The following is an 18,409-nucleotide window of genomic DNA, read 5'->3' on the forward strand; positions in this document are numbered from 1 at the left end:
GTCCTTACCCGTGCCGTGGGGCCGCCGTCCGGAGCAAACTTACTGCTCCGAGGGCGCCGTCGTTTCTTCACCCGTTTCAGGTGCTTCGGGAGCGTCACCGTTGGCGTCGCCCACCGCGTCACCATTGGCGACGTCCGAGGGCTCGTCCGCGTTGCGTGCGACGGCGAGAAGAGTGGTGCCTTCGCCGAGATTCATCAGCCGGACCCCCTTCGTCTGCCGTCCTGCCTTGCGCACGTCGCCCGCCGGCGTGCGGATCACGCCGCCGCTCGAGGTGATCGCGTAGAGCTCGTCCTCGGCGTCGACGATGAGCGCACCCACCAGCCTGCCACGTTTGCGGTCGTGCTGAATGGTGAGCACACCCTTGCCACCGCGACCCTGGACCGGGTAGTCCGCGATCGGCGTGCGCTTGGAGTAGCCGCCGTCCGTCGCGACCAGCAGGAACTTGTCTTCCTTGACCACGCTGATGCCGAGCAGTTCGTCACCGTCGTTGAACCGCATGCCCAGCACGCCGGACGTCGGGCGGCCCATCGGCCGCAGTGCCTCGTCGGTCGCGTGGAAGCGGATCGACTGGCCTTCGGCCGACACCAGGAGCAGGTCGTCCTCGGCCGCCGCCAGCACCGCGCCGACCAGCTCGTCACCCTCGCGGAGGTTGATGGCGATGAGGCCGCCGGAGCGGTTCGAGTCGAAGTCGGTGAGCTTCGTCTTCTTCACCAGGCCGCGCTGGGTGGCGAGCACCAGGTACGGCGCGACCTCGTAGTTCTTGATCTGGATGACCTGGGCGATCTGCTCGTCCGGCTGGAACGCCATGAGGTTCGCCACGTGCTGGCCGCGCGCGTTGCGGTTGGCCTCGGGCAGGTCGTACGCCTTGGTCCGGTAGACGCGGCCCTTGTTCGTGAAGAACAGCATCCAGTCGTGCGTCGAGCAGACGAAGAAGTGCTGGACGATGTCGTCCTGCTTCAGCGTCGCGCCCTGCACGCCCTTGCCGCCGCGCTTCTGCGAGCGGTACAGGTCGGTTTTCGTGCGCTTCGCGTACCCCGTGCGGGTGATGGTGACGACGACGTCCTCGACCGCGATGAGCTCTTCGTCGGTGACGTCGCCGCTGAAGCCGATGATCTTCGTGCGCCGGTCGTCGCCGTACTTCTCGACGATCGCCATCAGCTCGTCGCGGATGATCGCGCGCTGCCGCTCGGGCTTCTCGAGGATGTCCTTGAGGTCGGCGATCTCCAGCTCGATCTCGGCCAGCTGGTCGATGATCCGCTGGCGCTCCAGGGCGGCCAGGCGCCGCAGCTGCATGTCGAGGATCGCGGTGGCCTGGATCTCGTCGACGTCCAGCAGCTCCATCAGGGCCGGCCGGGCCTCGTCCGCGGACGGCGACCGCCGGATGAGGGCGATGACCTCGTCGAGCGCGTCGAGCGCCTTGACGTAACCACGCAGGATGTGGGCCCGTTCCTCGGCCTTGCGCAGCCGGAACTTGGTCCGCCGGACGATGACCTCGACCTGGTGCTTCACGTAGTGCCGGATGATCTGGTCGAGCCGCAGCGTGCGCGGCACGCCGTCGACCAGCGCCAGCATGTTGACGCCGAAGTTCTGCTGCAGCTGCGTGTGCTTGTAGAGGTTGTTCAGCACGACCTTCGCGACCGCGTCGCGCTTGATCGTGACGACGATCCGCATGCCGGAACGGCTGTTGGACTCGTCGGCGATGTCGGCGATGCCGGTGAGCTTGCCGTCGCGGACCAGGTTCGCGATGTTCTCGACCAGGTTGTCCGGGTTGACCTGGTACGGCAGCTCGGACACGACCAGGATCGTGCGGCCCTTCGCGTCCTCTTCGACCTCGACGACCGCGCGCATCCGGACCGAGCCGCGGCCGGTGCGGTACGCGTCCTCGATGCCGGACGTGCCGAGGATCATCGCCTTGGTCGGGAAGTCCGGGCCCTTGATCCGCACCAGCAGCGCGGCCAGCAGCTCGTCGTCGGTCGCCTCGGGGTTCTCCAGCGCCCAGACGACGCCTTCGGAGACCTCGCGCAGGTTGTGCGGCGGGATGTTCGTCGCCATCCCGACCGCGATCCCGGAACCACCGTTGACCAGCAGGTTCGGGAACCGCGCCGGCAGGACGTCGGGCTCTTGCGTGCGGCCGTCGTAGTTGTCGGAGAAGTCGACGGTGTCTTCTTCGATGTCGGCCAGCATCTGCATGGCCAGCGGCGCGAGCCGGGACTCCGTGTACCGCATGGCGGCCGCGGGGTCGTTGCCCGGCGAGCCGAAGTTGCCCTGCCCGTCGATCAGCGGGTACCGCATCGACCACGGCTGGGCGAGCCGGACCAGCGCGTCGTAGATCGCCGAGTCACCGTGCGGGTGGTAGTTGCCCATGACGTCGCCGACGACGCGGGAGCACTTGTTGTACCCGCGGTCCGGCCGGAAGCCGGAGTCGAACATCGAGTACAGCACCCGCCGGTGCACCGGCTTGAGGCCGTCCCGGACGTCCGGCAGTGCGCGCGCCACGATGACGCTCATCGCGTAGTCGATGTAGGAGCGCTGCATCTCCTGCTGGATGTCGACCGGTTCGATCCGGTCGTGGTCCGGAGCCGGCGGCAGAGTTTCCGTCATGAGGTCCTTCTCGGGTGCGGGGTCCTAGCGGGACGAGAACAGGGGGACGCCTACACGTCCAGGAAGCGCACGTCCTTGGCGTTGCGGGTGATGAACGAGCGGCGGGCCTCGACGTCCTCGCCCATCAGGACCGAGAACAGCTCGTCGGCCTGCGCGGCGTCGTCGAGGGTGACCTGGCCCAGCAGCCGGTTGGCCGGGTCCATCGTGGTCTCCCACAGCTCTTCGGCGTTCATCTCGCCGAGACCCTTGTAGCGCTGGATCGCGTCGTCCTTCGGCAGCCGCTTGCCGGCCTCGACGCCCGCCTGGATGACGGCGTCGCGCTCGCGGTCGGAGTACGCGTACTCCGGCTCGGTCCGCGGCCACTTGATCTTGTACAGCGGCGGCCGCGACAGGAAGACGTGGCCGTGCTCGATCAGCGGTGTCATGAAGCGGAACAGCAGGGTGAGCAGCAGCGTGGTGATGTGCTGGCCGTCGACGTCGGCGTCGGCCATCAGCACGATCTTGTGGTAGCGCAGCTTCGTCAGGTCGAACTCGTCGTGGATACCGGTGCCGAGCGCGGTGATCAGCGACTGGACCTCGGTGTTCTTGAGGACGCGGTCGATGCGGGCCTTCTCGACGTTGATGATCTTGCCGCGGATCGGCAGGATCGCCTGGTACATCGAGTCCCGGCCCTCCTTGGCCGAGCCGCCGGCCGAGTCGCCCTCGACGATGTAGAGCTCGCACTCCTCCGGTTTGGTGGAGCGGCAGTCCTTGAGCTTGCCGGGCAGGCCGCCGATGTCGAGCGCGCCCTTGCGGCGGACGAGGTCACGCGCCTTGCGCGCGGCCATCCGCGCCTGGGCCGAAGAGATCGACTTGTTGATGATCGTCTTTGCCTCGTTGGGGTTGCGCTCGAACCAGTCCGCCAGCCACTCGTTCGACTGCTGCTGCACGAACGTCTTGGCCTCGCTGTTGCCCAGCTTGGTCTTGGTCTGTCCCTCGAACTGCGGCTCGCTCAGTTTGATCGAGACGATCGCGGCGAGACCCTCGCGCACGTCGTCACCGGTCAGGTTGGTGTCCTTCTCCTTGAGCAGCTTCTTGTCGCGCGCGTACGTGTTGACCACCCGGGTCAGCGCGGCGCGGAAGCCCTCTTCGTGGGTGCCACCCTCGTGGGTGTTGATCGTGTTGGCGAACGTGTAGACCGACGGCGTGAACCCGTTGTTCCACTGCATCGCGACCTCGACCTCGAGGCCGGTGCCCTTCGCGTCGAAGGAGATCACGCTGGCGTGGATCGGGTCCTTGCTGCCGTTGATGTGCTTGACGAAGTCCTCGAGCCCGCCCGGGTAGCAGTAGACCTTCTCCTTGACCCGGGCGACCTTGCCCTCGGCGTCGGCTTCGGTCTCCTCGTCGGCGACGCGCTCGTCGCGCAGGGACAGCGTCAGTCCCTTGTTGAGGAACGCCATCTCCTGGAGGCGGCGCGAGATCGTCTCGAAGTTGTAGGTCGTGGTCTCGAAGATGCCGTCGTCGGCCCAGAACGTCATCGTCGTGCCGGTCTCGGTCGCCGGGCCGAGGTCCTCGAGCTCGCCCGGCAGCTGGTCGGTGTACAGCTGGCGCCAGCTGCGGCCGCCGTACTTGACCTCGGCCAGCAGCCTCGTCGAGAGCGCGTTCACCACGGAGATGCCGACGCCGTGCAGGCCGCCGGACACCGCGTAGGAGTCGCTGTCGAACTTGCCGCCCGCGTGCAGCTGGGTGAGCACGACCTCGATGGTCGGCTTGTTCTCCTTGGGGTGCATGTCGACCGGGATGCCGCGGCCGTCGTCGACGACGCGCACCCCGCCGTCGGCGAGGAGGGTAACCTCGACCTTGGTGGCGTGCCCGGCCATCGCTTCGTCGACGGAGTTGTCGACGACCTCCTGGACGAGGTGGTGCAAGCCCCGTTCACCGGTGGAACCGATGTACATGCCGGGTCGCTTGCGGACCGCTTCGAGGCCTTCGAGCACCGTGATCGACGACGCGTTGTACTCGCTCTTGTTCTCGGTCACCGGCGTTGATTCTCCTCGTCTCGCCCGAGCGGACGCTCGCTCCTCCTCAGTGTACTTGGCCGCGTCCGCTGGCATGCGGCAAGGACACCCCTGAGCGCGTCACAGACGGACGAAATCGATCCGAGCCGAGTCTTGACGTATTTGAGTGCGTCTGGATGCGTTCTCGGGCATTCAACCGAGCATCGCGCAACCCGGGTCAGCCGTACGTGTCACGCGGGCCGCGACCCGGCACGTGCCGGGGCCCTTTCCGCCAGCTCGGGGCCATCGGACCCTGGATCCGCATGCGCTTGACCACGCCGTTCCCGACCCCCGCCGCGATCTTGGCCAGCAGCTTTCCCTGCAGCAACCGGAGCTGGGTGGCCCACGCCGTGGAGCTGGCGCGGACGGTGAGCTCGCCGTCCTTCAACGCGACCGGCTGGGCGTGTTCGGCGACGTCTTCGCCGACCAGCCGGCCCCACTGGGCGAAGACGCGGGCCGTCGTGACGCTCTCGTTCCAGCCGCGGTCGCTGACCAGCCGCGAGACGAGCCGGCCGAGCGGCTGCGGGTCGCGCTGGTCCGCACCCGGCCCCGACCAGCGGCGACGCCGGGGGTTCTGGCCCCCGCCGCCGCCGACGGCGCGCCGGCGGTACCCGGGCGAGGTGCCTCGTTCCTTGGCCTTCGCCTTCGCCGCTTCGAGCGCGGCATGGGCGAGATCCCGGCCAGTGCTCCCGTTCGGAGCAGTGCCGTCTTCACTCTGCGTGCCGGAGGCGGCTTTCTCAGGTGGGTTAACCCCCGCGCGGGGGGTGTCAAGCGGCCGTTTCGGCGTTTTGGTCACGCGCGGCGATAACCCGGGCACGGGTTTATCCACACTGTCCACAGGTTTGTCCCCAGATCGGTGGGTAACTGGTGTGTCGGCGGTCACACGCGGTGCTCGATTCGATCTTGCCGACCTCGGTTCGCCCTGCTCAGCCACGCGTGATCTCACCATCCGCCACCACGAACCGGGACCCGGCGAGCTCCCCGGGCACGTCTTCGTCGACCGCGGCGGTCACCAGCACCTGTTCGGCGCTCGCGGCCACCTCGGCCAGCCGGGCCCGGCGCTTGCGGTCCAGCTCGGCGAACACGTCGTCGAGCAGCAGCACCGGCTCACCCGCCTCCGCGCGCAGCAGCTCGTAGCTGCCGAGCCGGAGGGCGAGCGCGAACGACCACGACTCGCCGTGGCTCGCGTAGCCCTTGGCCGGCGCCTCGCCCAGGATCAGCTCCAGCTCGTCCCGGTGCGGGCCGACCAGGCTGATCCCACGCTCGAGCTCGGCCTTGCGGGCCTCACCGAGCGCCTTGAGTAAGACGTCCTTGAGGACCTCGGGTTGCGCCCGTTCGCCATCCGGTACGCCGTACGTCTCCGGCAGGGCTTCACCCAGCGAAGACCGGTAGGAGATCTTCGCCGGCCGGGAGTCGGGCGCGACCCCCATGTACGCCGAAGCCGTGTACGGCCCGAGGTCCGCGACGAGGTTCAGGCGCGCGGCCAGCAGCTCCGCGCCCGCCACCGCGAGGTGGTCGTCCCAGACTTCCAACGTCGACAGCGCGTACGGGTCTTCGCGTCCCGTACGCCGCTTCCCGGCCGTCTTGAGAAGGGCGTTGCGCTGCTTCAGCACCTTCTCGTAGTCGGCCCGGACCCCCGCGTACCGCGGCGCGCGCAGCACCAGGAGCTCGTCGAGGAACCGGCGTCGCTCGCCGGGGTCTCCGCGGACGAGCGCGAGGTCCTCGGGGGAGAACAGCACCGTGCGCAGGATCCCGAGCACGTCACGTGGCCGGCCGACCGCGCCGCGGTTGACCCGGGCGCGGTTCGCGCGGCCGGCGGTGATCTCGAGCTCGACGGTCAGCTCGCGGTCGTCGTTGACCACCGCGACCCGCACCAGCGCGCGCTCACAGCCGTGCCGGATCAGCGGCGCGTCCGTCGCGACGCGGTGCGAGCCCAGCGTCGCGACGTACCCGATCGCTTCGAGCAGGTTGGTCTTGCCGCGACCGTTCTGGCCGACCAGCACGGTCGGCCCCGGTTCGAGGGCGAGATCGGCCTGGGGCCAGGAGCGGAAGTCGGTGACCTGCAGGTGACGCAGATACACCAGGGGCTCCCTATCCGCCGACCTTCTTCACCGCGTGCCCGCCGAACTGGTTGCGCAGCGCGGCCACCGCGCGCATCGCGGCCGAGTGCTCCTGGCGCGAGGCGAACCGCGCGAAGAGCGCGGCCGAGATGACCGGTGCCGGCACCGCATTGTTGATCGCCTCTTCCAGCGTCCAGCGGCCTTCGCCCGAATCCTCGACGTAGCCCTCGAGGTCGTCCAGCTCCGGGTCCTCGTCGAGCGCGCGCACGAGCAGGTCCAGCAGCCAGGACCGGACGACCGTGCCGCGCTGCCAGCCCTTGATCACCGCGGGCACGTCGTCGACGACCTTCGCGGCCTCGAGCAGCTCGAAGCCCTCGGCGAAGGCCTGCATCATGCCGTACTCGATGCCGTTGTGGATCATCTTCGCGTAGTGCCCGGCACCGACGCTGCCCGCGTGCGAGAAGCCTTCCTCGCGCGGGCCTTCCGGGCGCAACGCGTCGAAGATCGGCATCGCGCGCTCGACGTCGGCGGCCGTGCCGCCGACCATCAGGCCGTAGCCGTTGTCCTTGCCCCACACGCCACCGGACACGCCGCAGTCGGCGTACCCGATCTTCTTCGCGGCGAGGAGCTCGGCGTTCAGCTTGTCGTCGGTGTACTTCGAGTTGCCGCCGTCGATGACCATGTCGCCCTCGGCGAGCAGGTTGCCCAGCTCGGTGACGGTCTGCCGGGTCGGCTCGCCGGCCGGGACCATGATCCAGACGATCCGCGGGGCGTCCAGTTTGGACACCAGGTCCTCGAGCGACGTCGCGTCGGTGACGTCCGGGTTGCGGTCGTAGCCGACCACCTCGTGACCGGCCGCACGCAGCCGCTCACGCATGTTGAAGCCCATCTTGCCCAGGCCGATCAGACCGAGCTGAACCATGAGATCCCCTTACGTGCTAACAAGAATTGCGGGTCAGCCCGGCAGGCGGACCGGCATGAGGAGGTAGAGGTAGCCGGGGACGACGTTGCCCTCGGGGTCGGCGGGCTTGATCAGCGCGGGCCGGTTCGGCGTGGTGAACGTCAGCTCCGCCCGGTCGCTGTGGAGCGCGCCGAGGCCGTCGACGAGGTAACCCGGGTTGAACGCGATCGTCACCGGCTCACCTTCGTACTCGACCTGGAGCTCTTCTTCGGCGCTTCCTTCGTCATCGCCGCCGGCGGACAACCGCAGCGTGTTGTCCCCGAACTCCAGTCGTACCTGAGTCCCCCGCTCCGCCACCAGTGAAACGCGCTTGATGCTCTCGGTGAGAGCCGACACCTCGATGACCGCGCGTGAGGTGTGCGTCGCGGGCAGCAGCTGGCGGTACGGCGGGAACTCCGCGTCGAGCAGGCGGGTCGTCGTGTAGCGCCCGGAACCGGACAGGCCGAGCAGGCCCTCGCCGCTGGCGAGCGCGAGGCGGATCGTGGCGCCGCTCGCGCCGAGCGTCTTGGCGGCCTCGGCGAGGGTGCGCGCCGGGACGAGCACCGCGGCGTCGGCCAGGCCCTCGGCCGGCTGCCAGGTGAACTCGCGCATGGCGAGCCGGAACCGGTCGGTGGCGACGAGGGTCAGCGAGCTGCCGGAGATCTCGAGCCGCATGCCGGTGAGCATCGGCAGCGTGTCGTCCTTGCCCGCGGCGACGACGACCTGGGTGACGGCCTGGCCGAACGCGTCGCCGGCGAGCTCGCCCGCGAAGGCGGGCTGGGACGGCAGCTGCGGGTAGTCCTCGACCGGCATGGTCGGCAGGGAGAACCGCGCGCTGCCGCACGTGATGGTGGCGCGCGCGCCGTCGACGGAGATCTCGACCGGCTGCGCGGGCAGCGCCTTGGTGATGTCGGCGAGCAGGCGCCCGGAGACCAGCAAGCGGCCGCCGTCCGCGATCGTCGCCGGGACGCCGACCGTGGCGGAGACCTCGTAGTCGAAGCCCGAGACGGTCAGCGCGTCGGTGTCGCCGTCGGAACCGGCGTCGAGGAGCACACCGCCCAGGACCGGCACGGGAGGCCGGGAGGGGAGGCTTCTCGCCACCCACGCGACGGCGTCGGCGAGCCCGTCACGCTCGACGCGGATCTTCATGCGCGCATCCTTTCGACGACCGAGCCCCTGTCGGCTCGGGCCAGGCCTCGCTCTGGCAGGGCAGTGACCGGCTGCCCCGTCCGGCCGGTCCGCCCTCCGCTCGATCGGCCGGAGCACGGACCAGGTGCAGGCATCCACGTTAGGCCGTCGCGACGCCCCGCGTCACCTCGGGCTGCCCTTCGGTTTGTCGACATGACGACACGTTCTCGCGACTGTCCCCAGATTCGCTCTCCGCCTGTTTTTATCTTTTTCTCTCTTAGAAGAGATTTAAAGGCAGTAACAGTAGTAAGCGTTGTGGATTGTGTGGATTGAGCTCGTTCGCGCAGGTGGGAGCGGTCGCGGGCATGTGGAGAACAGTGGTGGCAGTCCTGTGGGCAACTCGGGGCGTCCGTGGATGGTTTCGGGCGACCCCCGATTCGTCCACAGCGAGCCCCAGTTGTCCCCACGGTTGTCCCCAGGTGTGGGGCGATCTGTACCCAGGGTCTGGGGGTGCGCGGAGGGGTCCGAACCCCTCTTCCGAGTGACCGGCCCGTCCTGTGCACACAATGTGGGCAACCTGTGGAATCAGCGTGGACAAGGGTGTGGATTCACTGTGGATCAGCTGTGGGCGGGATGTGGACGGATTCCGCGTCGTCGCTGATGGGAGACCTGCTGGCACTGTGGGCAAACTGCCCACACCATGGGGAAACTTCCTTGTGTACAAACAATTTTCGCGACTTTGCGAAGCGCACGTACGCGGCTTCGCTGCTTCGCGGGCGTACGCGCGCTTCACGGTCTTAGATGGACACGCGAAAACGGCTTCGGGGCGTCCATCCGATGTGGACGCCCCGAAGCCGTTGCGAGATAAGGGATGTGCTACTGGCGGGCGCGCTGCTTGATGCGCGACGTCAGCTCCTGCACCTGGTCGTAGATCCGCCGGCGCTCGGCCATCTCCTTGCGGATCTTCTTGTCCGCGTGCATGACCGTCGTGTGGTCGCGGCCGCCGAACGTCTGCCCGATCTTCGGGAGCGACATGTCGGTGAGCTCGCGGCAGAGGTACATCGCGATCTGGCGGGACGTGGCGAGCGCCTTCGTCTTGCCCGGGCCGCACAGGTCGTCCAGCGAGACGTCGAAGAACTCGGAGATGACGCCCATGATGGTGGGCGCGGTGATCTCCGGGGCGTGCGAGTCGGGGATGAGGTCGCGCAGCACGATCTCCGCCAGCCCGGCGTCGACCGGCTGCTGGTTCAGCGACGCGAACGCCGTGACCCGGATCAGCGCGCCTTCGAGCTCCCGGATGTTCGCCTCGACGCGCGAGGCGATGAACTCCAGGACGTCACCCGGCACCGCCAGCCTGTCCTGCGCCGCCTTCTTGCGGAGGATCGCGATGCGCGTCTCGAGCTCGGGCGGCTGGATGTCGGTGATCAGGCCCCACTCGAACCGCGTCCGCAGCCGGTCCTCCAGCGTCTCGAGGCGCTTGGGCGGGCGGTCGGAGCTGACGACGATCTGCTTGTTCGCGTTGTGGAGGGTGTTGAAGGTGTGGAAGAACTCTTCCTGCGTACCTTCCTTGCCCTCCAGGAACTGGATGTCGTCGACGAGGAGGATGTCTATGTCGCGGTAGCGCCGCTGGAACGCGACCTTGCGGTCGTCTCGCAGCGAGTTGATGAAGTCGTTCGTGAACTCTTCGGTCGAGACGTACCGCACGCGCATGCCCGGGAAGAGCCGTTGCGCGTAGTGGCCGACCGCGTGCAGCAGGTGCGTCTTGCCGAGCCCGGACTCACCCCAGATGAAGAGCGGGTTGTACGCGCGGGCCGGTGCTTCGGCGACGGCGACCGCGGCCGCGTGCGCGAAGCGGTTGGACGCACCGATGACGAAAGTGTCGAAGGTGTACTTCTCGTTCAGCTTCGTCTTCGACGTCTGCGGCTGCGCCGGCGCGGTGTAGGGCTGGCCGGCGATCGGCTGGCCGGAGAACGTCGGCCAGATCTCGTGGACGGCGGCGAGCGCTTCGCCTTCTTCGTCGACCTCTTCGTCCGTGTCGTCACCGTCGTCGAGCTTCGGCGCGATGGACTGGTGCGAGGACAGCGGCGGCGTGGGCTCGGGACGCGACGGCGGGAGCATCGGACCGGGCCGCGGTACGGGCGCCGGCTCCGCGCCGGCACCGTTTTCCACCCGGCCGGGTGACGGGACGTAGGCGGCGACCGGGGCGACGGTTTCGGTGCTGTCGACCTTCACCGCGAGCGAGATGGCGCGGCCGAGCCGCCGGGAGAGCGCGTCGGTGATCGCGCCGCGGAGACCGCGTTCGATCGCTTCCTTCGCGAAGTCGCTGGGGGCCGCCAGGAGCGCGGTGCCGTCGAGCAGGCCGATCGGGCGGGTCACGCGCATCCACGCGCGCTGCTGAGGGGACAACGTCCCGTCAGACAGTTCGCGCACCACCTGCTCCCAGATGACGCCCAAGTTGTGCTGGTGCTCCGACACTGGTCCGGCTCCCCTCCCCTCGTCGGCGTGGACGGCCGACGCCCCTGGTCACGCACCCGGCGCCCCTGCGCGGACCTGCGTATGCATCGGCACAGCGAATATCCACATAGTTGTCCACAGCTGTGCACTAATGTACGGCGACCCGCGGCGACGCCACCTGCGGGCTCGTCGTACGCCGGTGGGCACTCCACCACCCGGATACTCGTGCACCTCGACCGGTGACCCGAGAGAGGCACGCTAACAAGCCCCGCCCGCTGCCACAAGGCATCCTGGGCCGCAAGCATTTCACGGTGTACGGCGTGTTGCCATTCGGTGCCCCGGCGTCGATGATCTCGGCTTCCCGGCCCGGTCGCGGACGGTGGCGGAGGGGGTGCTTACCGGGTGCCCGACGGGGGTGCGTACCCTCGTAAGGTCTCCCGTATGCGACGGGTGCTATTCGCGTGCCCACGTTGTCGTCGCTCGTCGTGACGAGGCCACACGTTGGTAGGAGACACCAGAGACTGCCGTGCGCCCGCACGACACGCCAGGCGGAGGGACCTTTCCTCCTCAGGGCGGGTTAGGGGCAGACGACACAGCGACACACAGGAGAAGCAGTGAGCAAGGGTAAGCGCACCTTCCAGCCGAACAACCGCCGCCGCGCGAAGACCCACGGGTTCCGCCTGCGCATGCGGACCCGCGCCGGCCGGTCCATCCTGGCGGGCCGCCGTCGCAAGGGCCGCGCCGCGCTGTCCGCCTGATCCGGCTCGTCGGGGCGCGCCGTGCTGCCGGCTGCCGCACGTCTGCGGCGGAGTGAGGATTTCCGCGTGGTTCTCCGTCGCGGCTCCAGGGCAGGCAGGCGTCGCCTCGTCGTCCACGCGCTGACCACGGACCCGTCCGGGGACGCCGACGTCTCGTCGGCGACCCGGGCGGGTTTTGTGGTGAGCAAGGCCGTCGGGAACTCGGTGGTCCGCCACCGCGTCACCCGCCGGTTGCGTCACCTCGTTTCGGCCCGGCTCGGAACCCTGCCCGCCGGCAGTGCGTTGGTCGTACGGGCATTGCCGCCGTCCGCGAGCGCGTCCAGCGCTGAGCTCGGAGCCGATCTCGACGCCGCACTGCGTCGGCTGGGACTGTCGCCGTCGCGCCGTCCGGCCGGGGATGCCCCGAGCCCGACGCGTCCCGCGGACGCGGCCCCCGACCACGGATCAGCGGTGTGACCGGCATGCGAGCCACCCCCGAGCACGACCACGAGAACGACGTGGATCCCGCGCCCCCGCGGCCCGGTCCCGTCGCCTGGGTCCTGTTGCTCCCCATCAAGCTCTACCGCAAGGCGATCTCGCCCTTCTTCCCGCCGGCTTGCCGGTTCTACCCGAGCTGCAGCGCGTACGCAGTCGAAGCCCTGACCCGGCACGGCGCCGGCGGCGGCTCCTACCTCGCGCTGCGCCGCCTGCTGCGCTGCGGCCCCTGGACGCCACCCGGCCGCGACCCGGTACCCGAGAAGTTCTCGTGGCGCTACCGCAGACCTGAAACACCGATCGAGGAGTAGCAGCAGTGCTCGATTTCATCTACTACCCCGTGTCCTTCATCCTCTGGTGTTGGCACAAGGTCTTCGGGTTCGTCTTCGGTGAAGCGACGGCGATCTCCTGGATCCTCGGCATCATCTTCCTGACGTTCACGGTCCGCGGCATCATGTTCAAGCCGTTCGTGAACCAGGTCCGGTCGATGAAGAAGATGCAGGACTTCGCGCCGGAGATGAAGAAGGTCCAGAAGAAGTACGCGAACGACAAGCAGCGCCAAGCGCAGGAGATGCAGAAGCTCCAGCGCGAGCACGGCGTCAACCCGCTCGGCAGCTGCCTGCCGATGCTGCTGCAGATCCCGGTCTTCATCGGTCTGAACTGGGTCCTGCGCGCGTTCACGATCCAGCCGAAGGACGGCAGCCCCAAGACCGAGAACTACTTCTTCAACCAGCACGACGTCGAGTCGTACGTCAACGCGAAGCTGTTCGGCGTCAACATCGGCGAGGCGATCCACAACGGCGTCACCGCGATCGGTGGCTCGGGCGCGTCCGGCTGGCACTGGAACGTGCTCCCGGTGGCGCTGCCGCTGATGATCGTCGCGTCCATCGCCACGCACCTCACCGCGCGGCACTCGGTGGCCCGGCAGAACGCCGCGTCGGCCACCCCGCAGACCGCGATCATGAACAAGCTGACGATGTACGTGTTCCCGCTCGGTGTGCTCGTCTTCGGTGCGCTGTTCCCGCTCGGCCTCCTCTTCTACTGGCTGGCGAACAACGGCTGGACCCTGATGCAGCAGCGCCTCGTCTACACGAAGATCGACAAGGAAGAGGCCGCTCGCAAGGCGGAGGCCGCGGAGAAGCGCGCCTCGCTCGGCCCGAAGCCGGGGCAGAAGCCGGCCGCGCCGAAGGTCGGCCAGAAGCCGGTCCAGCAGAAGAAGAACCAGTCCACGCAGGGCGGCTCGCAGAAGAAGGTCACGAAGGCGGGCTCGGCCCACGGCTTCGCCCAGACCACCGGCGCTGCGGCCGCTTCGGCCGCTTCGGCGAGCGAGTCCGCGAACGCGGCTGACCCGGCCCCGGCTGAAGCGAACGGCCAGAACGGCTCGAAGGACAACGGCACGGGGGTGCCGGGCCTTCTCAAAGACTCGACCAGGAAGTCGGGCCGGAAGCGCCGCTGAGGCGCGACCGGTTCGGAGAGGAGACGAATGATGTCGGAGACGATCGACACGATCGACGCCGATCAGGAAGACGTGACCCCGGAGCCGGCCGCTTCCGCGGACGCAGTGGGCGAGCAGAAGGCGGGTGGTGACGACGTCCTTGTCCAGGAGGGCGACATCGCCGGCGACTACCTCGAGCGGCTGCTCGACTTGCTGGACTACGACGGCGACATCGACTTGGACGTCGAAGCGGGCCGCGCGATCGTGAGCATCGACGGCGGCGAGGACCTCGAGAAGCTCGTCGGCCCCCGCGGCACGGTGCTCGAGGCGCTGCAGGAGCTGACTCGCCTCGCGGTCCAGCAGGAGACCGGATCCCGCAGCCGGCTGATGCTGGACATCGCGGGCTGGCGCGCGGACCGCCGCGAGGAGCTGCGCGAGCTCGGCCGCTCGACGGCGGAGTCGGTCAAGCAGAGCGGCGAGCGGGTGCGGCTGCAGCCGATGAGCCCGTTCGAACGCAAGGTCGTCCACGACGCGGTGGCGACGGTCGACGGCGTCACGAGCGAGAGCGAGGGCGAGGACCCGAAGCGCCGTGTGGTGATCTTCCCGGAGTCCTGAGTTCTGGTTTTGCGGAGCGGCCCCACCTTCGGGTGGGGCCGCTTCTTTTTGTGCTAGGTGTGGGCTCATGCGACCGGCACCCGGAGAGGTCCTGCACTTCTCGGAGGACCCGACGATCACCCGCTTCGAGCCGCGCGTGGCCGCGACAGCCCAGCAGCCGGAGGCGTACGTCTGGGCAATCGACGCGGCGCGGGCACCGGACTATTGGTTCCCGCGCCAGTGTCCCCGCGCGCTGGCTTGGGTCACCCCGGCGACGACCGCGGCGGACCGGGCGTGGCTCGGTGCTGATCGAGTGCACGCGATCGAGTACGGCTGGCTCGAGGCGGTGCAGTCGGTGCGGTTGTACGCGTACCGGTTCGCTGCTTCGTCGTTCCGGTCGTTTGGTGCGCATGCCCACGCGATGGTGGCGATCGAACCGGTCTCGCCGCTGGGGCCGCCGGAGCGGGTTGGCGATCTGCTGGCGCTCCATGAGGAGGCGGGGATCGAGCTGAGGGTGATGGCGAATCTGTGGGGGTTCGTCGACGCGGCGTCGGGTGGCTCGCTCGGCTTCAGCGGGATCCGGCTGCGGAACGCACGGCCGCGGGCTGGGGAATTACAGCGGTGAGGTTTCACGTGGAACGCGGGCCGGCGGGCGCCGCTGTCGGGTGGGCGTTCCCAGGCGCGGATGGGTAAGTCGGCATCCGGTGGATGACTCGTCTATTCGGTAAGTCGGTTCTATCGGTGGGCGAGGGTGGCGGCCGGTGCGCGCTCGGTCGGGTGAGTGGTTCGTTGACGGGGCGGCTGGCGTTCGGGCGACCGACGCCCGCGGTCCGGACTCGGCGCGAGACGACCTCGCTCGGCTCCGCGAACCTCGGCTGCGGAGGACTCGGCATCGGCCGGCGTCTGAGGCGGCGTACGTCCGGCAGTCCGCAGTCGAGCGAATTACATCCATGATGTTTCACGTGGAACTGCCACCACCCCCACCGTGGCACCTAGGCTCGTCGTTTCACGTGGAACTGCCCGCAGCGAGCGTCTAGGCGAGTGGAGTTGTCCACATCTGCGGTCTGTCGGCTCGTTTTCGCTCCGACATCGGGGACAATCGAACGAGTGCGGTTTCACGTGAAACCCGCGGACGAGGAGTAGACGGAGTGAGCTTGGAGCAGGCTGCGGTGGCAGTGCGGGCCGCGGCGGAGCGGGTGTTCGGTGCGCGCGTGGACCAAGCCGCTGGGTACGTCGAACTCCTGGAGCGCCACGGTGTCGAGCGTGGGCTGATCGGGCCGCGGGAGGTCGAGCGGCTGTGGGAGCGGCACGTCCTCAACTCGGCCGTCATCGGTGAGCAGATGCCCGAAGGGGCTCGCGTCGTCGATGTCGGGTCGGGGGCGGGGCTTCCGGGAGTACCGCTCGCGATCGCGCGGCCGGACCTCGATATCGTCTTGCTCGAACCGATGGCCCGCCGGGTGGACTGGCTGGCCGAGGTGGCCGAGAAGCTGGAACTCCCGATCACCATCGTCCGTGGACGCGCGGAGGAGCGGCCTGTGCGTGAGCAGCTCGGTGGCGCCGACATCGTCACCGCTCGCGCGGTCGCCCCGCTCGCCCGGCTCGCGGACTGGTGCCTGCCGCTCGTCCGTCCCGACGGCTTCCTGGTCGCCCTCAAGGGCGCCAGCGCGGCGGAGGAGATCGAACGGGACGGCGCCGCCATTCGCAAGGCCGGCGGGGCCGACCCACTGATTGTCGAATGCGGTGCCGCAGTACTAGAGGTCCCCAGCACGGTCGTGAAGATCCGTCGCCTCCCGACGGCAACCAAGCCGAAGGCGCGGAGCAGGAAGCGTTAACGGGCCGCGGTGTTCCACGTGAAACGACGCGACTCGACCACCGACCAGACGTCTATATGGAGGAGGTGTCGAGACCGGTGAATCCCCCGCCGTCCGACTCCACGGAGACCACCCCCGACGTGGGCTGGACCCCGATCGCCGAAGAAGCCGCCCGCGCCGCGCGCCTGCTGCACCCGGAGAGGACGCTCCCCCGCCCTGGCCGTCGTCGCGTGATGACCGTCGCCAACCAGAAGGGCGGCGTCGGCAAGACCACCAGCACGGTCAACCTCGCCGCGGCGCTCGCCGTCCACGGGCTCAAGACGCTCGTCGTCGACCTCGACCCCCAGGGCAACGCGAGCACCGCGCTCGACGTCGACCACCGGTCCGGGACGCCCTCCATCTACGAGGTGCTCATCGGCGAGGTGACGCTCGCGGAGGCGGCCCAGCCGACCGAGCAGTCCCCCAACCTCTTCTGCGTCCCTGCGACGATCGACCTCGCCGGCGCCGAGATCGAGCTCGTCTCGATGGCGTCGCGCGAGTCACGGCTCAAGGAGGCCATCTCCTCGGAGATCCTCAACGAGATCGGCGTCGACTACGTCTTCATCGACTGCCCGCCCTCGCTCGGGCTGCTGACGGTCAACGCGATGGTCGCCGCGCAGGAGGTGCTCATCCCGATCCAGTGCGAGTACTACGCGCTCGAAGGGCTCGGGCAGCTGCTGAGCAACATCGAGCTCGTGCAGCAGCACCTCAACCGCGAGCTCCGCGTCTCGACGATCCTCCTCACCATGTACGACGGCCGGACCAAGCTGGCCGACCAGGTGACGAACGAGGTGCGGAACCACTTCGGCGACACGGTCCTCAAGACGGTCATCCCCCGCAGCGTGAAGGTCTCCGAGGCGCCTGGATACGGCCAGACCGTCCTCGCTTACGATCCCGGTTCGCGCGGTGCGTTGAGCTACGTCGACGCGGCGAAGGAGATCGCCGAGCGCGGTGCGCTGATGGACGAGCACGGTGCCCAGATCGAGAAGGGTAGTTCCACATGACCGAACGCAGAGGAGGGCTGGGGCGCGGCCTCGCCGCCCTCATCCCGACGGGGCCGGCGACGGGCGGCGGCCCCCTGCCGACCCCCGCCGACGGCGCTGCGGCGGACCAGAAGGCGGCCGAGGAAAAGGGCTGGTTCGCGGCGAACGGTCAGGCGAAGCAGCACAGCGGCGAGGTCGCCGGGGCGGTCTACCGCGAGATCCCGGTCGGCTCGATCAAGCCGAACCCGAAGCAGCCGCGCCTGGCCTTCGACGAAGAGGCGCTCGCCGAGCTCGAGCACTCGATCCGCGAGTTCGGGCTCATGCAGCCCATCGTGGTCCGCGAGCTCGGGAACGACGAGTACGAGCTCGTCATGGGCGAGCGGCGGCTGCGCGCGTCGCAGCAGGCGGAGCTCGAAGCGATCCCGGCGATCGTCCGGCAGACCGCCGACGAGTCGATGCTGCGCGACGCGCTCCTGGAGAACATCCACCGCGTCCAGCTGAACCCGCTCGAAGAGGCGGCCGCGTACCAGCAGCTGCTCGACGAGTTCGCCGTCACGCACGAGGAGCTGGCGAGCCGGATCGGCCGCAGCCGGCCGGTCATCACCAACACGATCCGGCTCCTCAAGCTCCCCCTGCCGGTGCAGCGCCGGGTCGCCGCGGGCGTCCTGTCCGCCGGTCACGCCCGCGCGCTGCTGTCGCTGGAGGACGCGGAAAGCCAGGAGGAGCTCGCCGCCCGCATCATCGCGGAAGGCATGTCGGTCCGGGCGACCGAGGAAGCCGTCACGCTCAAGAAGAGCGAGAAGCCGGCCAAGCCGAAGCCCGCGGCGCGCAAGCCGATCCAGGCGCCGGGGTTGCAGGAGCTCGCGAACCGCCTCTCGGACCGGTTCGACACCCGGGTGAAGGTCGACCTCGGCCGCCGCAAGGGCCGGATCACGCTCGAGTTCGGCTCGGTCGACGACCTCGAACGCATCGTCGCGATCATCGACGCGAATGAGGCAAATCAGACACCGAAAACCGATTAGGGATCACCCCAGGGCGTTTCGTCACGGTGATGATTGCTCCATGCGGTCGCGCCGGCCACATCCAGTGATCATCG

General features: G+C 68.8%; 16 protein-coding genes. 9 read left to right on the top strand and 7 right to left on the bottom strand.

Annotated elements, in window-relative coordinates; all coding sequences use genetic code 11:
* Nucleotides 1–39: 39 nt before the first annotated feature.
* The 7 genes from gyrA to dnaA form a co-directional block, all read right to left on the bottom strand.
* Nucleotides 40–2,601 carry a DNA gyrase subunit A gene (gyrA, locus tag AB0C38_RS02105; RefSeq protein WP_360665062.1) on the bottom strand — a complete coding sequence of 854 codons (2,562 nt, stop codon included), beginning with the start codon at nucleotides 2,599–2,601 and terminating at the stop codon, nucleotides 40–42.
* 50 nt (nucleotides 2,602–2,651) lie between these two features.
* A complete protein-coding gene (gene gyrB, locus AB0C38_RS02110; RefSeq protein WP_360665065.1) occupies nucleotides 2,652–4,619 on the bottom strand; it encodes a DNA topoisomerase (ATP-hydrolyzing) subunit B in 1,968 nt (655 codons plus the stop codon).
* 196 nt (nucleotides 4,620–4,815) lie between these two features.
* Entirely contained in the window at nucleotides 4,816–5,433 is a 618-nt protein-coding gene (locus AB0C38_RS02115; RefSeq protein WP_360665068.1) for a DciA family protein, read from the bottom strand.
* 130 nt (nucleotides 5,434–5,563) lie between these two features.
* Nucleotides 5,564–6,718 (bottom strand): DNA replication/repair protein RecF, encoded by a 1,155-nt coding sequence (recF, locus tag AB0C38_RS02120; protein WP_360665071.1) that lies wholly within the window; start codon nucleotides 6,716–6,718, stop codon nucleotides 5,564–5,566.
* A 10-nt stretch (nucleotides 6,719–6,728) separates the two neighbouring features.
* Nucleotides 6,729–7,619 carry a phosphogluconate dehydrogenase (NAD(+)-dependent, decarboxylating) gene (gnd, locus tag AB0C38_RS02125; RefSeq protein WP_360665073.1) on the bottom strand — a complete coding sequence of 297 codons (891 nt, stop codon included), beginning with the start codon at nucleotides 7,617–7,619 and terminating at the stop codon, nucleotides 6,729–6,731.
* Nucleotides 7,620–7,652: 33 nt separating this feature from the next.
* Nucleotides 7,653–8,786: a DNA polymerase III subunit beta gene (dnaN, locus tag AB0C38_RS02130; RefSeq protein ID WP_360665076.1), complete on the bottom strand. Its 1,134-nt coding sequence runs from the start codon at nucleotides 8,784–8,786 to the stop codon at nucleotides 7,653–7,655.
* Between the two features lie 855 nt (nucleotides 8,787–9,641).
* A complete protein-coding gene (gene dnaA, locus AB0C38_RS02135) occupies nucleotides 9,642–11,240 on the bottom strand; it encodes a chromosomal replication initiator protein DnaA (protein ID WP_360665079.1) in 1,599 nt (532 codons plus the stop codon).
* Nucleotides 11,241–11,833: 593 nt separating this feature from the next.
* Here dnaA and rpmH point away from each other — a divergent pair.
* The 9 genes from rpmH to AB0C38_RS02180 all read left to right on the top strand — a co-directional run bounded on the left by rpmH (nucleotide 11,834) and on the right by AB0C38_RS02180 (nucleotide 18,335).
* Nucleotides 11,834–11,977: a 50S ribosomal protein L34 gene (gene rpmH / locus AB0C38_RS02140; protein WP_360665082.1), complete on the top strand. Its 144-nt coding sequence runs from the start codon at nucleotides 11,834–11,836 to the stop codon at nucleotides 11,975–11,977.
* A 21-nt stretch (nucleotides 11,978–11,998) separates the two neighbouring features.
* Entirely contained in the window at nucleotides 11,999–12,433 is a 435-nt protein-coding gene (rnpA, locus tag AB0C38_RS02145) for a ribonuclease P protein component (protein WP_360665085.1), read from the top strand.
* 5 nt (nucleotides 12,434–12,438) lie between these two features.
* Nucleotides 12,439–12,762 (top strand): membrane protein insertion efficiency factor YidD, encoded by a 324-nt coding sequence (gene yidD / locus AB0C38_RS02150; RefSeq protein ID WP_360665088.1) that lies wholly within the window; start codon nucleotides 12,439–12,441, stop codon nucleotides 12,760–12,762.
* Nucleotides 12,763–12,767: 5 nt separating this feature from the next.
* Nucleotides 12,768–13,907, top strand: a complete 1,140-nt coding sequence (gene yidC / locus AB0C38_RS02155; RefSeq protein WP_360665091.1) for a membrane protein insertase YidC — start codon at nucleotides 12,768–12,770, stop codon at nucleotides 13,905–13,907.
* A 30-nt stretch (nucleotides 13,908–13,937) separates the two neighbouring features.
* Entirely contained in the window at nucleotides 13,938–14,501 is a 564-nt protein-coding gene (locus AB0C38_RS02160; protein ID WP_360665093.1) for a R3H domain-containing nucleic acid-binding protein, read from the top strand.
* A 67-nt stretch (nucleotides 14,502–14,568) separates the two neighbouring features.
* Entirely contained in the window at nucleotides 14,569–15,105 is a 537-nt protein-coding gene (locus AB0C38_RS02165) for a DUF6886 family protein (RefSeq protein WP_360665096.1), read from the top strand.
* A 523-nt stretch (nucleotides 15,106–15,628) separates the two neighbouring features.
* Nucleotides 15,629–16,312, top strand: coding sequence for a 16S rRNA (guanine(527)-N(7))-methyltransferase RsmG (rsmG, locus tag AB0C38_RS02170; protein WP_360665099.1), 684 nt, complete (start codon nucleotides 15,629–15,631; stop codon nucleotides 16,310–16,312).
* Nucleotides 16,313–16,368: 56 nt separating this feature from the next.
* Complete coding sequence (locus AB0C38_RS02175) at nucleotides 16,369–17,334, top strand: ParA family protein (protein WP_360665102.1); 966 nt, start codon at nucleotides 16,369–16,371, stop codon at nucleotides 17,332–17,334.
* Complete coding sequence (locus AB0C38_RS02180; protein WP_360665105.1) at nucleotides 17,331–18,335, top strand: ParB/RepB/Spo0J family partition protein; 1,005 nt, start codon at nucleotides 17,331–17,333, stop codon at nucleotides 18,333–18,335. Before AB0C38_RS02175 ends, AB0C38_RS02180 begins: the two co-directional genes overlap by 4 nt.
* The last annotated feature ends 74 nt before the right edge of the window (nucleotides 18,336–18,409 follow it).

Source organism: Amycolatopsis sp. NPDC048633 (assembly GCF_040650695.1).
In the GTDB taxonomy this organism is placed as follows: domain Bacteria; phylum Actinomycetota; class Actinomycetes; order Mycobacteriales; family Pseudonocardiaceae; genus Amycolatopsis.